The following is a 14,930-nucleotide window of genomic DNA, read 5'->3' on the forward strand; positions in this document are numbered from 1 at the left end:
CCTATCACCTCTCAACGCTCTCCATGACGTATGCCTCGATCGTGTCGCCTTCTCTCAGGTCGTTATGCCGGTCGAGCGTAATGCCGCATTCGTAGCCCTGCGCCACTTCCCTGACGTCGTCCTTGAACCGTTTCAGCGATTCAATCTCGCCCTCAAACACGACGATGCCGCCGCGGATAAGGCGCGCTTTCGCGGAACGGGTTATTTTGCCGGACGTTACCATACAGCCTGCGATCGTGCCTACTTTGCTTACTTTGAAAATGTTGCGGATCTCTGCCTGACCGATAACGACCTCTTTGAATACCGGGTCCAGCATCCCTTTCATCGCATGCTCGATCTCGTCGATGACATTATAGATGATGCTGTGCAGGCGGACATCCACCTGCTCCTGCTCAGCCGTCGCCAATGCCTGCGGCTCCGGACGGACGTTGAAGCCGATAACGATCGCACTCGAAGCGGATGCGAGGTTAATGTCCGATTCCGTGATGGCGCCCACGCCGCTGTGGATGATTTTCACCCGTACGCCTTCAATGTCGATCTTCGCAAGCGATCCTTTGAGCGCTTCGGCCGAGCCTTGCACGTCGGATTTGATAATAACGTTGAGATCCTTGATTTCGCCCTCTTGGATATGCTTATACAAGTCATCGAGCGTAACCCGCGCATTGGCGCCAAGCTCAGACTGGCGGTGCTTGATGGCGCGGCGCTCGGCGATGGCGCGCGCTTTGCGCTCGTCCTCGAACACGAGCATCGGGTCGCCGGCGAGCGGCACTTCCGTCAGGCCGGTAATTTCGACCGGCGTGCTCGGGCCCGCTTCCTTGAGGCGGCGGCCCTTATCGTTCACCATTGCCCGGACGCGTCCGAAGCAGTTCCCGGCGACGAAGGCATCGCCGATCTTGAGCGTGCCGTGCTGAACGAGAATCCGAGCGACCGGGCCTTTGCCTTTGTCGAGCTCGGCTTCGATGACCGTGCCGCGCGCCCGTTTGTTCGGGTTCGCTTTGTAGTCGTTGACTTCGGCGACGAGCAAAATCATTTCAAGGAGCTCTTCGAGGCCGGTCCGCTGCTTCGCGGAGACGCTCACGAAAATCGTATCGCCGCCCCACTCCTCCGGAACGAGCTCGTATTCGGTCAGCTCCTGCTTGATTTTATCCGGATTGGCTTCCGGTTTATCGATCTTGTTGACCGCCACAATGATCGGCACGCCGGCCGCTTTTGCGTGGTTGATCGCCTCGACCGTCTGCGGCATGACGCCGTCGTCGGCCGCGACAACAATAATCGTAATATCGGTGACCTGTGCGCCGCGCGCGCGCATGAGCGTAAACGCTTCGTGACCCGGCGTATCCAGGAACGTAATTTTTTTATGGTTGTTCTCGACCTGGTATGCGCCGATATGCTGCGTAATGCCGCCCGCTTCGCCGCTCGTGACGCTCGTATGGCGAATGGCGTCGAGAAGCGTCGTTTTGCCGTGGTCGACGTGACCCATGATCGTGACGACCGGCGGACGAGCTTCGAGTTCATCTTCCTCGTCCTTCTCCTCGATTGTTTCAAAAGCATCCTCTTCGACCGGAATCTTGATTTCCACTTCGATGCCGTATTCGCTCGCGATCAGCTGAACGGTGTCCAGATCGACCTCCTGGTTGATCGTGGCCATGACGCCGAGGAAAATCAGCTTCTTGATCACCTCGGAGGCGTCCTTGTGAAGCAGCTTCGCCAAATCGCCGACGGTCATTTCGCCGCGGACGATAATCTTCTTCGGCGTATTGTCGATTTTCTCGCGGCGTTCCTGCTGCTGGCCGCCTCTGCCGCGCTGGTTCCTGCCGCCTTTGCCGCCGCGGAAATTGCTGACCTTGGCGTCGTCGAACCGCTTGCCGTTCGGCTTCGTTTTCTTCGCAGTCCGGTTTCCTCCGCCCTGCGAGCGGTTGTGCGAATCGTCGCCCGCCGGCTGTGCGCGATTCTCGAAAGAACGGTTTTGCGGGCCGCGGTTCTGCTGATCGCCTGGACGCGGGGCATTTTGACGGAATCCGCCCTGTCCCTGGCCTTGACCTTGGCGGTTACCGCCCTGTTCCGAGCGCTGGCCCTGCTGGCCGCTGCCTTGACCTTGGCCGAAGCGCTGGCCGCCTTGACCGCCGCCGCCCTGGCGCTGGCCCTGCTGCCCGCCGCCCTGGCCTTGGCCGAAGCGCTGGCCGCCGCCTTGACCTTGACCGCCCTGGCGCTGCTGGCCGCCCCGCTGGCCGCCTTCGTTGCGGCTGCCGCCCTGCTGCGGGCGCTGCCCGCCCGGCGCCGATTGCTGATTCGTTCTTGCTGGGTTCATATTTCCCTGCCTCTCCGGATTCGACGGTCTGCCGCCTTGACCCTGCTGGCCGCCGCTTTGGGGACGCTGGCCTCCACCCTGCTGCTGCCTGCGCTCCACCTGCTGTTGCTGCTGCTGGCGGCTCGGCGCCTGTGGCGAAGCGGACACCGTGGCGTTCTCGCTGGCCCGCTTGGCTGCGGCGTTTTGCTTAATATCGCGGAAGAAGCCTTCCACCTTGGACACCATTTCGTTTTCCATGACACTCATATGATTGTTGACCGGCATCCCGATCCGCTTCAAAATCGTAATGATTTCCTTGCTGCTCATGTTCAACGATTTCGCGTATTCGTACACGCGCAATTTATCTTTATTGTCTTTGCTGTCCTGTTGTTGTTTACTCAATATACTCCACCTCCGAAAATTCGCTAAAGCTTCGTTCTATACTGGACGCAAACCCGGCGTCGGCGACGGCGACGATCACCCGGTCCGGCTTGCCGATCGCTTCGCCAAGCGCGGTCCGGTCGAACGCCTCCAACAGCCGCGTGCCGTAGGTTGCGCATTTGTCCCGGTATTTCTTCTTCGTATTGTCCGAGGCGTCTCCGGCGACGAGCACGAGTCTCGCCTTCCCCTGCCGCAGCGCCTTCAGCACCGTGTCGTCCCCGGTGACGACCTTGCCCGCCCGCATCGCCATGCCAAGCAGCGACAGTGCCTTATGCTTCTTCGTCGTCATCGTCGTCCGCCCGCTCCTTGCCGGCGATAAACGTCTCTTCGACCGCGATAAAATCCCGTTCGAGCTGGTCGTAAATTTCCGGGCCGACCGTCTGTTTAAGCGCCCGGTCGAGCGCCTTCGTCTTTTTCGCCAACCGGAAGCATTCCACTTTGCCGCAAAGGTACGCGCCGCGGCCCGCCTTTTTGCCCGTCAGGTCGATCAGGATCTCCCCGGCCGGCGTGCGGACGACGCGGATCAGTTCTTTCTTCGGCATCATTTGCTGGCAGGCCACGCATTTGCGCAGCGGTATCTTTCTCGGTCTCATCGCTTGTTCCTCCCTCACCCCGTCGCCTGTCAAGCGCGGAGACGCTAATCGATGGACACGGAATCCTGATGCATCGTGCCAATCTGCGTTTTCGGGCGGCCGAATTCCTGCTCCGCCTGCGTTTCGCTCTTGATGTCAATTTTCCAGCCGGTCAGCTTAGCCGCAAGCCGCGCATTTTGCCCCTTGATGCCGATCGCCAGCGAAAGCTGGTAGTCCGGCACGATGACGCGCGCCATTTTCTCCTGCTCGAACACGATGACCTCCAGCACCTTCGACGGGCTGAGCGCGTTGGCCACATATTCCTCAATCATTTCCGACCAGCGGACGATGTCGATTTTCTCGCCCTTCAGCTCGGTGACGATCGTCTGTACGCGCATCCCTTTCTGACCGACGCATGAACCGACCGGATCGACCTCGGGACTGCGGGAATGAACGGCGATTTTGGAACGAAAGCCGGCTTCGCGGGCGACCGAACGAATTTCGACGACGCCGTCGTAAATTTCCGGCACCTCCAGCTCGAACAGCCGTTTCAGCAGGCCGGGATGCGTACGCGACAGAAAAATTTGCGGCCCTTTCGTCGTGTTTTCCACTTTGGTAATAAACGATTTAACACGGTCGCCGTGCTTAAACTTGTCGGTCGGCATCAGCTCCGTTAGCGGCAGTACCGCCTCGACCTTGCCAAGGTCGATAAACAGGTTGCGCATGTCCTGCCGCTGCACGATGCCGTTTACGATATCCTCTTCTTTATCGATATACGCGTTATAGATCAGTCCGCGCTCCGCTTCGCGGATCCGCTGGGTGACGACCTGCTTCGCCGTCTGTGCCGCGATTCGGCCGAAGTCGCGAGGCGTCACTTCGATTTCGGCAATGTCGTCGAGCTGGTAATGCGGATTGATTTCGCGCGCCGCCTCGACCGAAATTTCCAGCCGGGGATCGAGCACCTCTTCGACGACCGTCTTGCGCGCGTATACTTTAATGATGCCGTTGTGGCGGTTGATATCGACCCGAACGTTTTGCGCGGTGTTGAAATTGCGTTTGTAGCTGGAAATGAGGGCGGCCTCGATCGCTTCCAGCAGTACGTCCTTGGTGATGCCTTTCTCCCTTTCGATCTCCGACAGCGCTTCAATAAAATCCATGCTCATTGGAAATGAGTTCCCCCTTTCAAATCGTCCCAAACTTCACAGGCGGCGCGACCATACCGAACCGCCCGTCAAAACACGACGGCCAAGCGGGCGCTTGCCACTTTCGCATATGGAATCTCTTGTTTTTTCTTGCCGATTTCCACGACCGCCGTTTCGCCGTCGAACGAAATGAGCCGGCCTTCGAATTCCTTGGCGCCGCCAATCGGCTCGTACGTGGTCAGAAACACGTGCTTGCCGACCGCTTTGCGGACATCCTCGGCTTTCTTCAGCGGACGCTCCGCGCCGGGGGAGGACACTTCGAGAAAATAAGCGTCCGGCACCGGATCGTTCTCATCCAGCTTATCGCTCAAATATTCGCTGATGCGGCCGCATTCGTCAATATCGATGCCGCCCTCTTTGTCGACGAAAACGCGCAAAAACCAGTTGCTGCCTTCTTTGACGTATTCCACGTCGACAAGCTCAAACCCGTTCTCGTCGAGAAACGGACGCACCATCTCTTCGACGGCGGTTTTAATTTTCGGTGTGCTCAAAAATGGTGTACCCCCTAAGCGTTTTTCGGAGAAAAACGCGACTTCGTAAGCAAAAACTTTGCGTTTTTCGGAGAAAAACGCGACTTCGTAAGCATAGGCTAGTGTTTTCGAAGAAAACACCGCTTCGTAAGCATAGGTCAGTGTTTTCGAAGAAAACACCGCTTCGTAAGCATAGGCTAGTGTTTTCGAAGAAAATTCCGCTTCGTAAGCATAAACTTTGCGCTTTTCGGAGAAAAGCGCGACTTCGTAAGCATAGGCTTGGTGTTTTCTAAGAAAACACCGCTTCGTAAGCATAGGCCAGTGTTTTCAAAGAAACACCGCGTAGCAAGCGTAAACACTGCGCTAGCCTAAACTCGGCGCTCTTGGCGTTTTCGAAGAAACGCCTTCTATGTTCGGAACCATCCGCCGCAGCTCCGCCCGTATACGCGGTTATTTGAACAAAAACGAACGGCTCGCATGATTTCGCGCGCCGCTTCGTTTTAAACATAACGGGAAAAAGTCGCGGACAAAACGTGAAGAGTGGGTTTCCCCACTCTTCTGCGAAAGGTCGTATCATCAGCATTACCAGAAAGATTATACCATAACCATGTAGTGGTGACAACCGTTGTTTCAAGTCGTTTTCATCAATCGAAAAGCTGGCAGCTTTCGGCCGGCCGACGGTCAGAACAAGGACAGCTGATTCGATTCGGGAAGGCCGCGGAAGCAGCCCATTCCGCTCAGCACCTCGACGATCGTCTTCGACGCTTTCGATTTCTGCTGGAAATCCTCGACCGAGAGATATTCGCCCTCTTCCCTCGAGGCCGCAATGTTGCGGGCGGCATTGTCGCCGATCCCGGCGATCGCCGAAAACGGCGGAACGAGCGAATCGCCGTCGATCGTGAAACGGGTCGCATCCGAACGATACAAATCGATCGGCTTGAACGAAAAACCGCGAGCCGTCATTTCGAGAGCCATTTCCAAAAGCGAAATACTGTTCTTTTCCTTCGTCGTCGCGTTGAAGCCCTTTGCCTCGATCTCGATAATTTTACGTAAAATAGCGTCATAACCTTGGCAAAGGAGCTCCAGATCGAAGTCTTCCGCGCGGACCGTGAAGTACGTCGCATAATAAGCAATCGGATAATACAGCTTGAAGTATGCGGTGCGCACGGCGGAAATGACGTAAGCGGCGGCGTGAGCCTTCGGAAACATGTATTCGATTTTGAGGCACGAATCGATGTACCACTGCGGCACCTTGCACCGCTTCATCTCCTCGATCCATTCCGGCGTCAGCCCTTTGCCCTTCCGCACGCTTTCGGTAATTTTGAACGCAAGCGATGCATCCATGCCGGCTCTATAGATCAGATACAGCATAATGTCGTCGCGGCAGCCGATAACCGTCTTAATCGTGCACGTCCGGTTCTTGATCAGCTCTTGGGCGTTGCCGAGCCAGACGCCGGTGCCGTGCGAAAGTCCGGATATTTGCAGCAGGTCGGCGAAGGTTGACGGCTTCGTCTCCTCAAGCATCTGCCGGACGAACTTGGTTCCCATCTCCGGCACCCCGTAGGTCGCGACCGGCGTCCGGATCTGTTCGGGCGTCACGCCGAGCGCCTCCGTCGAGTTGAACAAGCTCATCACCTTCAGATCGTTCATCGGAATCGTCGTCGGATCGACGCCGGTCAAATCCTGAAGCATCCGCATCATCGTCGGATCGTCGTGCCCGAGAATATCGAGCTTGAGCAGATTCGCGTCGAAGGCGTGATAATCGAAATGGGTCGTCTTCCATTCGGAGCTCGTATCGTCCGCCGGGAATTGGACCGGCGTTATATCTTCGACTTCGATATAATCCGGGACGACGACGATGCCGCCGGGATGCTGGCCCGTGCTCCGTTTGACGCCGGTACAGCCGCCGGCCAGGCGGGAAAGCTCCGCGCCGCGCCATTTCTTCCCGCGGTCCTCCTCGTATTTCTTGGCAAAACCATATCCCGTTTTCTCCGCGACCGTGCCGATCGTTCCCGCCCGGAACACGCTTTTCGGACCAAACAGCACCTTCGTATAATTATGCGCGTGCGGCTGGTATTCGCCGGAGAAGTTGAGGTCGATATCCGGCACTTTGTCGCCCTTGAAGCCGAGGAACGTCTCGAACGGAATGTCCTGCCCCTCGCCCTTCAGCGGCCTTCCGCAGTTCGGACAAACCTTGTCCGGCAGGTCGAAGCCGGAAGGATAGCTGCCGTCGAGAAACCATTCGCTGTATTTGCACGCCTCGTTCAGGCACGTATAATGCGCAGGCAGCGGGTTGACCTCGGAGATGCCGAGGAACGTGGCGACGATCGACGAGCCGACGGAGCCCCGGGAACCGACCAGATAGCCGTCTTCGTTCGATTTTTTGACAAGCCGCTCGGATATCAGGTAGTTGGCCGAAAAGCCGTACTTGATGATCGGCACGAGCTCCTTCTCCAGCCGCTGCACGACGACGTCGGGGAGCGGATCGCCGTACAGCCGCTTTGCGGTATCGTAGCATTTCGTGCGAATTTCATCGTCGGCGCCTTCGATGATCGGCGTGAACAGCTTGTCCGGGAACATCTCGAACGGCTCGAAGCGGTCCGCCAGCTCGTTCGTATTGCGAACGACGACTTCATAAGCCTTCTCCTCGCCGAGGAAGGCGAATTCGTCCAGCATTTCCTTCGTCGTCCGGAAGTGAGCGTCCGGCTTGTTCATATCCTTCAGCGGACTGAAGCCCGTAATGCCGTGAATCGTGATGTCGCGGAAAATCTTGTCACGCGGCTTCAAATAATGGACGTTGCCGGTTGCGATCACCGGCTTGCCGAGCTTGCCGCCGATTTCGCACACCCGGCGGATCGCCTGCTCGATTTCCGCTCGGCTTCCGACCAGCCCTTTTTCCACCAGATGCATGTAGAAGCCGACGGGCTGAATCTCGAGCACATCGTAAAATTTTGCAACCTCTTCGGCTTCCTCGACCGACTTATTCAGCACCGTCTCGAAAAACTCGCCTTTCTCGCAGCCCGAGATGACGAGCAGCCCTTCGCGCATATCGGTCAGCTTGCTCTTCGGGATGCAGGCGACCCGTTTGAAATGCTCGGTATGCGACAGCGAAACGAGCTTGAACAGGTTTTTCTTGCCTGCCGCATTTAAGGCGTAAATGCCGCAGTGGAACGGACGGGAATTGGACAGGTCGAGCCCCACGTAATCGTTCAGCATATGAAGTCCGGTAATATTTCGGGCCGCCGCGTCGCCGATCAGGCCGAACAGCACGCCCCCGAGAGCGATCGAGTCGTCGATGGCGCGGTGGTGATTTTCCAGGCTGATTTTATATTTGTCCGCGAGCGTGTTCAAACGATGATTTTTCAGCTGCGGGAACAGAAAACGGGCCAGCTCGAGCGTATCGAGCACCGGATTCGGCAGCTCCGGCATGCCGTGCGCTTTGCAGGCGGCCTGGATAAAGCCCATATCGAACCGCGCATTGTGCGCCACGAGCACGGCGTCGCCGACGAATTCGACAAATTCGCGCAGCTTCGGCTCAAGCTCCGGCGCTCCCTTCACCATCTCGTTCGTGATGTTGGTGAGCTGCTGAATGTGATAAGGGATCTCTTCGTGCGGATCGATAAAGGTGGAGAAGCGGCCGATCTCCTTCCCCTCCCGCATTTTGACGCCCGCCAGCTCGATGATTTTGCTGTTGATGACCGACAAGCCGGTCGTCTCGATGTCGAACACGACGTATTCGGCCGTCTGCAGCGGCTCTTCCCGCGAGTTCATCACCATCGGCACGGCATCGTTCACGACGTTCGCCTCGAGGCCGAACAGCACTTGGATTCCGTGCTTTTTGCCGGCCTTCGCCGCGTCCGGGTAGCACTGCACGTTGCTGTGGTCGGTGATGGCGATCGCTTTATGGCCCCATTTCGCCGCCTGCTTGATGTAATCGCCGACCGGCGTTACCGCGTCCATCGTGCTCATCGTCGTATGCAGGTGAAACTCGACACGTTTCTCCTCCGCCTCGTCCTTCTCTTCTTTGGGAGGCAAAACCTCGTGCAGATCGGAAGGCATCATGACGAGCTCCGGCTCCATCATAAACCGGTCGTATTCGACGCGTCCGCGGGCCTTGACCCATTTCCCGTTCGCCAGCTGGCTGAGCACCTTGACGTCTTCCTTCGTTTTGGCGAACATTTTCACGGCGAGCGAATCGGAAAAATCGGTCACGTTGAAGATGAACAGCGTACTGCCGTTTCGCAGCTCCTTTACGTCAAGCCCGAAAACGGTTCCTTGCACGGTTATTTTCTTCTCTTCCTCGATAATGCGCGAAATCGGAACCGCTTCCTCGCGGATATCGTAGCCTACGACGAGCCGGACTTCGCCTTCCTCCGGCGGCGGCGGAGACTCGAGGGCGGCGCTTGCCATCATTTGCTGAATCGCTTCGCGCTCCTCCTGCTCCCTCTTCTGCGCAAACTGCTCGTACAGCTCCTGATTCGCTTTGCCGACCGCCATCTTCACCCGGACCGCCCTCGAAAAGCGCTCCTCGAAAAATTTCACGGCCAGCTCGTCGATCTTTTTCTTGCGGGCCAGCTCCAGTCCCATATCGTCCAACAGCGATAGCGTTACGAGCGATTCGTCCGTCTCGATTGCCGCCTTGCCGAGCCAGCCGTTGACCGATGCGTTGTGATGCTGCACCCACTCAACGAAAGCGGGCCAATATTCGCTCAGCATTTCGCCTGTCCGTACGCTTTCCGCGTAATCGAACTTGAAAGAAACCACGGCGATATGGGCGAATTTGCGCTGAATCGTCCGGCAAAAGACGCTGAAGGCCGATAAAGGCACCAAAGACGTTTTGCGGATGCAAAACGTCCACTCCCGGTTGCTGCGGCTCACCAGGACCTTGTCGATATAGCCGTCTTCGAAATGTTCCTCCATCAGCGGCTGCGGCAGCTCCGCCTGCTGCATGAGCAGCTCGAAACGCTGCCGTTTATCCCCGGTTTGGCTCATGGTTTACCTCCCCCGAATCAAAAATCCCCCAAAATGCCGCGCCGCACCGAAGCGCTGCAGCCGGAACCGGCGAACGGAATCGTACGCCGGCCCGGCTTCTTCCGGCAAGCCGCCTTTTGGGGGAATCCCCATGTGTCAACCTATGCGCAAACGCGTGCCTCCAAATTAGTAGGCTCTAGCAAACACGACCGTATGAGCCGCTTTCTCGCCGCATACAAGACAGGTCGATTTGCGCTCCGACGGCTCGAACGGAATGTTCCGGCTGGTCGCGCCCGTCTCTTCTTTCACCTGACGCTCACACGCTTCGGAGCCGCACCAGCCCGCCGTTGCGAAGCCCCGCTTCTCCTCCATCAGCGCCTTCATTTCGTCCAGCGTGTCGACCGAATACGAATGCTCGTCGCGGAACTGCTTGGCCCGCGCCAGCATTTCATCATGAATTTCCTGCAGCATCCGCTCGACTTCGGCCACGAGGTCGGCCTGCGCAACGATGCGCTTCTCCCCGGATATACGGGATACGAGCACGGCTTGTCCGTTCTCCATATCGCGCGGACCCAGCTCCAGGCGGAGCGGCACGCCGCGCATTTCGTATTCGTTGAATTTCCAGCCCGGGCTCATGTCGCTGCGGTCGTCGACGCGGACGCGGACGCCCGCTTTCTTCAGCTCCGCAAACAGCTCGTCCACGCGGGCGATTACCTGCTCACGCGTCTTCGGCGGCCCGATCGGGATCATGATTACCTGCGTCGGCGCCGCTTTCGGCGGCATAACCAGCCCGCGGTCGTCGCCGTGCACCATGATGATGGCGCCGATCATCCGCGTCGTCATCCCCCAGGACGTCGTATGCGCAAACTGCTGCTTGTTCTCGCGGTCCAAAAACTTGATGTCGAACGCGACGGCGAAGTTGGTTCCCAAATAATGGCTCGTGCCCGCCTGAACGGCGCGGCCGTCCTTCATCATCGCTTCGATGGAATATGTATCGACCGCTCCCGCGAACTTCTCCGACGGCGTCTTCTGACCGACGATGACCGGAATCGCCAAAAAGTTTTCCGCAAAATCGCGGTAAATCTCCAGCATCTGGTTCGTTTCGCCGCGCGCTTCCACTTCGGTTTCGTGCGCGGTATGGCCTTCCTGCCACAGAAACTCCGTCGTGCGGAGGAACGGCAGCGTCCTTTTCTCCCAGCGGACCACGTTCGCCCACTGGTTAATCAGCACCGGTAAATCACGGTAGGATTGAATCCATTTGGCGTACATGTGCCCGATAATCGTTTCCGACGTCGGACGGACGGCCAGCCGCTCCTCGAGCTTCTCGCCTCCCGCTTCCGTCACCCAGGGGAGCTCCGGATTAAAGCCTTCGACGTGCTCCTTTTCCTTCTGAAAAAAGCTCTCCGGGATAAAAAGCGGGAAATAGGCGTTGCGGTGCCCGGTTTCCTTAAACCGGCGGTCCAGCTCGCGCTGAATGTTCTCCCACAGCTCGAAGCCTTCCGGCCGGAATACGATGCAGCCGCGGACCGGCGAATAATCCATCAGCTCCGCTTTCTTGATGACATCGATATACCAGCGCGAGAAATCCTCGCTCTGCGGCGTAATTTCCGTTACAAACTGCTTCTCCTTCGACATGACCGACTCAGTGCTCCCCTCTAACCAATCGCAATATATCGTTGTACGTTACGGCCAGCATCAGCAGCATCAGCATCGCGAAGCCGATAAAATGCACCATGCTTTCCCGGTTCGGATCGACCGGCCGGCCGCGCACCGCCTCAAGCCCGATAAACAGCAGGCGGCTTCCGTCGAGCGCCGGAATCGGCAGCAGATTGAAAATGCCCAAATACAGGCTGAGCAGCGCCGCCCACGACGTCAGCTCCGTGATTCCTTGTTCCGCGATCTGGCTGGTAACCTGCGCCGTTCGGACCGGACCGCCGAGATCGTCCAGCTTGAAATTGCCGATAATCAAATTTTTAAAGCCCTGGATGATGCTGACCGTCATCGTTTTCATCGCCTTGCCCGCGAGCGTGAACGTTTCGCCCAATTTGGCCGGCCGGGTCGGAAAGGCTGCCGTAATGCCGACCTTGCCTTCGCCGCTCGACGGATCGAGCTGAGGCGTTATTTTAAACGAAAGCGGCTGCCCGTCCCGTATGACGCCGATGGTCAGCGGAACGCCTGCCGATTTGCCGATCATCGCAATCATTTTATCGTAGTCGATTCCGATTTTCGTGCCGTTGATCGAATCGATCACGTCGCCGCTTTTCAGATGTGCCTCCGCGGCCGGCTTGCCTGGAAGGACGTCGCCGATCAGCAGGTGATCGGGATTCTCGAGCTGTACGCCCGCCATCTGGTAATAAGCGGCAAACAAGACGAAAGCAAGCACGAAGTTCATCATCGGACCGGCCACGATTGCCATCGCCCGCTGCCCAAGCGTTTTGCTGCCGAACTGGCGGTCGAGCGGGGCGATTTGCGTTTCCTTGCCTTTGGCGATCAACAGCGCCTTCGGGTCGACGCTGTACGTTTCCGATACGCCGTCCACATTCATCGTCAGCCGCAGCCGGTTCTCGATATCGATCGTTTCCACTTCGCCGCGCAGAACGTTCGAGCGTTCGTCAAGACGGTCCAGGTAAAAGCGCGTCACTTTGTCGCCGTTCAGGCGAACCGCGATCGTCTGGCCGGGCTGCACCTCAACGAGCTCGGGATCCTCCCCCGCCATCCGGACGAAACCGCCGGCCGGAACGAGACGGAGCGTGTAACGGGTCTCGCCGCGTTTGACGGAAAACAGCTTCGGGCCGAATCCGATGGCAAATTCCCGGACGAGAATGCCGGCGCGCTTGGCGAAGAAAAAGTGTCCCCATTCGTGAATCGTCACAATGACGAAAAAGACCATCACCGTCAAAAAGACGACTTGTAGCGTATGCATCGTTTTCGAGCCTCCTGTTCGTAACGGCCTGTACATAGATTATCATTATTCTCCCGTCCGAAACAAGAGAACCGGCTCGTTAAATCGCCTCCGCTTCCTTTCTCGCCCATGCGTCCGTTTCAAGGATCGCCTGCACGTCCGGCAGTTCGGCAGGCACGTGGCGCTCCAGCACCTGTTCGACGACGCGTTCGATATCAAGGAACGCAATCTCGCCCTTCAAAAAGCGCGCAACGGCGATTTCGTTCGCGGCGTTGTAGACCGTTGGCGCCGAGCGGCCCGCTTTCCCGCTCTCGTACGCCATCCGCAGGCAGGGGTACCGCTCAAAATCCATCTCGCGAAAATGAAGCGACGAAGCTTTCGCCAAATCGAGCGGCTTCGTCGGCGTCGGCCGCCGGTCCGGATACGTCAGCGCATATTGGATCGGCACACGCATATCGGGCTGCCCGAGCTGGGCCACAATGCTGTTGTCCACGAATTCGACGAACGAGTGCACGAGGCTTTCCGGATGAATCAGCACGCCGATCCGCTCGTACTCCAGCCCGAACAGCCAGTGCGCCTCAATGACCTCCAGCCCCTTGTTGGCCATTGTCGCGGAATCGATCGTCACCTTGGCTCCCATCGACCAGTTCGGGTGTTTCAGCGCATCCGCCACCGTGACGCCGGCCAATTCCCCGCGCGTCCTGTCGCGGAACGTACCGCCGGAAGCGGTGAGCGTAATCCGTTTGATGGCCGAGGCGGACTCCCCGTTCAAGCATTGAAATATCGCCGAATGCTCGCTATCGACCGGCAGGATCCGCACTCCTCTGCGGGCGGCCAGATCCATAACCAGATGCCCGGCCGTCACGAGCGTCTCCTTGTTGGCCAAGGCGATATGCTTGCCCGCATCGACGGCGGCCATGGTGGCGTCGAGGCCTCTGCTGCCGACAATAGCCGTTACGACGGTATCGGCATCGCCCCCGGCGGCGATTTCGACCAGTCCTTCTTTGCCGTATAAAACCTTCGTTCCGGAGGGCACATGGAGCTTCGCTTCGTCCGCAAGCGTCTTATCCGCCAAACAAACGGCTTTCGGCCGGAACCGTTTCGCCTGCTCGATCAGCAGCTTCACGTTGCTTCCGGCCGAAAGTCCGCATACCTCGTAAGCTTCCGGCTCGTGCGCGATCACATCCAGCGTCTGCGTGCCGATGGACCCCGTCGATCCGAGAATCGTCAACTTTTTCAATGGTTTATCCTTCCTTCCGGCTTAAAGCGGCAGCAATCCGGTCATGACCAGCAGCGGAAATACCGCCAGCCAGCTGTCGCATCGGTCCAGCACGCCGCCGTGTCCGGGCAGGATCGCGCCGGTATCCTTAATGCCGCGCACCCGCTTGTACGCGGATTGAATCAAATCGCCGAACTGACCGGCAACGGCCGCAGCCAGGCCGATCAGAAGCGCTCGTCCTATCCCGATCACGCCGGGAGCCGAAAGCGAGAACAGCGCCGCGACCGCCACGGCTAGCACGATGCCGCCGAGCGACCCTTCAATCGTTTTGTTCGGGCTGATCGAAGGCCACAGCTTATGTCTGCCGATTGCCCGCCCCGCAAAATAAGCGCCGACATCCGATGCCCAAATGGAACCGAACGCCATCAGCGTCGTCAGCAATCCATGCGAATCGGCACTGCGAACCACATACATCGTATGAAAACCGTAGCCGACGTACAGGATGCCAAGCAGGACGAACGCCGCGCCGTCGATCGTCATCCGGTTTTTCGTAACGACCGTGACGGCGAGCAGCAGAAACATGACCAGCCAAACGATAGGCAAGGACGAAGAGAAACTTAGCCCGAGCTCATCCCAGGGAATCAAGACGACCAGCATTCCCGCATATCCGATCAGCGAAGCCGGATGGTTCGGGCCGAAGCCGTTCATCCGCAAAAATTCGGAAAAACCGATTATGGCCAGCAATAAGAGCAGTCCGTAGAAATACCAGCCGCCAAGCAGCGTAAGTCCGATAAATACGGCGCCGCCGATTAAGCCTGTTACGATTCGTTGTTTCAACTGTTTGACACGCTCCAGTTCGGAGGGCA

Annotated in this window: 10 protein-coding genes; all 10 read right to left on the minus strand. The window is 58.0% G+C overall.

Features of this window, described 5'->3' with window-relative positions; translation table 11 throughout:
• Window positions 1-4: 4 nt before the first annotated feature.
• Window positions 5-2,614 (minus strand): translation initiation factor IF-2, encoded by a 2,610-nt coding sequence (infB, locus tag PD282_RS15215; protein WP_420832359.1) that lies wholly within the window; start codon window positions 2,612-2,614, stop codon window positions 5-7.
• Window positions 2,615-2,681: 67 nt separating this feature from the next.
• Window positions 2,682-3,017 (minus strand): L7Ae/L30e/S12e/Gadd45 family ribosomal protein, encoded by a 336-nt coding sequence (locus tag PD282_RS15220; RefSeq protein WP_274651504.1) that lies wholly within the window; start codon window positions 3,015-3,017, stop codon window positions 2,682-2,684.
• Entirely contained in the window at window positions 2,998-3,321 is a 324-nt protein-coding gene (gene rnpM, locus PD282_RS15225) for an RNase P modulator RnpM (protein ID WP_274651505.1), read from the minus strand. The genes PD282_RS15220 and rnpM overlap by 20 nt, the downstream gene beginning before the upstream one ends.
• A gap of 44 nt (window positions 3,322-3,365) precedes the next feature.
• Window positions 3,366-4,463, minus strand: a complete 1,098-nt coding sequence (nusA, locus tag PD282_RS15230) for a transcription termination factor NusA (RefSeq protein ID WP_274651506.1) — start codon at window positions 4,461-4,463, stop codon at window positions 3,366-3,368.
• 68 nt (window positions 4,464-4,531) lie between these two features.
• Window positions 4,532-4,993, minus strand: coding sequence for a ribosome maturation factor RimP (gene rimP, locus PD282_RS15235; RefSeq protein ID WP_274651507.1), 462 nt, complete (start codon window positions 4,991-4,993; stop codon window positions 4,532-4,534).
• Between the two features lie 660 nt (window positions 4,994-5,653).
• A complete protein-coding gene (locus tag PD282_RS15240; RefSeq protein WP_274651508.1) occupies window positions 5,654-9,964 on the minus strand; it encodes a PolC-type DNA polymerase III in 4,311 nt (1,436 codons plus the stop codon).
• Window positions 9,965-10,129: 165 nt separating this feature from the next.
• Window positions 10,130-11,578, minus strand: a complete 1,449-nt coding sequence (proS, locus tag PD282_RS15245) for a proline--tRNA ligase (protein ID WP_274651509.1) — start codon at window positions 11,576-11,578, stop codon at window positions 10,130-10,132.
• Window positions 11,579-11,585: 7 nt separating this feature from the next.
• Entirely contained in the window at window positions 11,586-12,866 is a 1,281-nt protein-coding gene (rseP, locus tag PD282_RS15250; protein ID WP_274651510.1) for an RIP metalloprotease RseP, read from the minus strand.
• Between the two features lie 79 nt (window positions 12,867-12,945).
• Window positions 12,946-14,085 (minus strand): 1-deoxy-D-xylulose-5-phosphate reductoisomerase, encoded by a 1,140-nt coding sequence (locus PD282_RS15255; RefSeq protein ID WP_274651511.1) that lies wholly within the window; start codon window positions 14,083-14,085, stop codon window positions 12,946-12,948.
• 21 nt (window positions 14,086-14,106) lie between these two features.
• Entirely contained in the window at window positions 14,107-14,901 is a 795-nt protein-coding gene (locus tag PD282_RS15260) for a phosphatidate cytidylyltransferase (RefSeq protein ID WP_274651512.1), read from the minus strand.
• Window positions 14,902-14,930 lie beyond the last annotated feature (29 nt).

It is taken from the genome of Paenibacillus humicola (assembly GCF_028826105.1).
Lineage (GTDB): Bacteria > Bacillota > Bacilli > Paenibacillales > Paenibacillaceae > Paenibacillus_Z > Paenibacillus_Z humicola.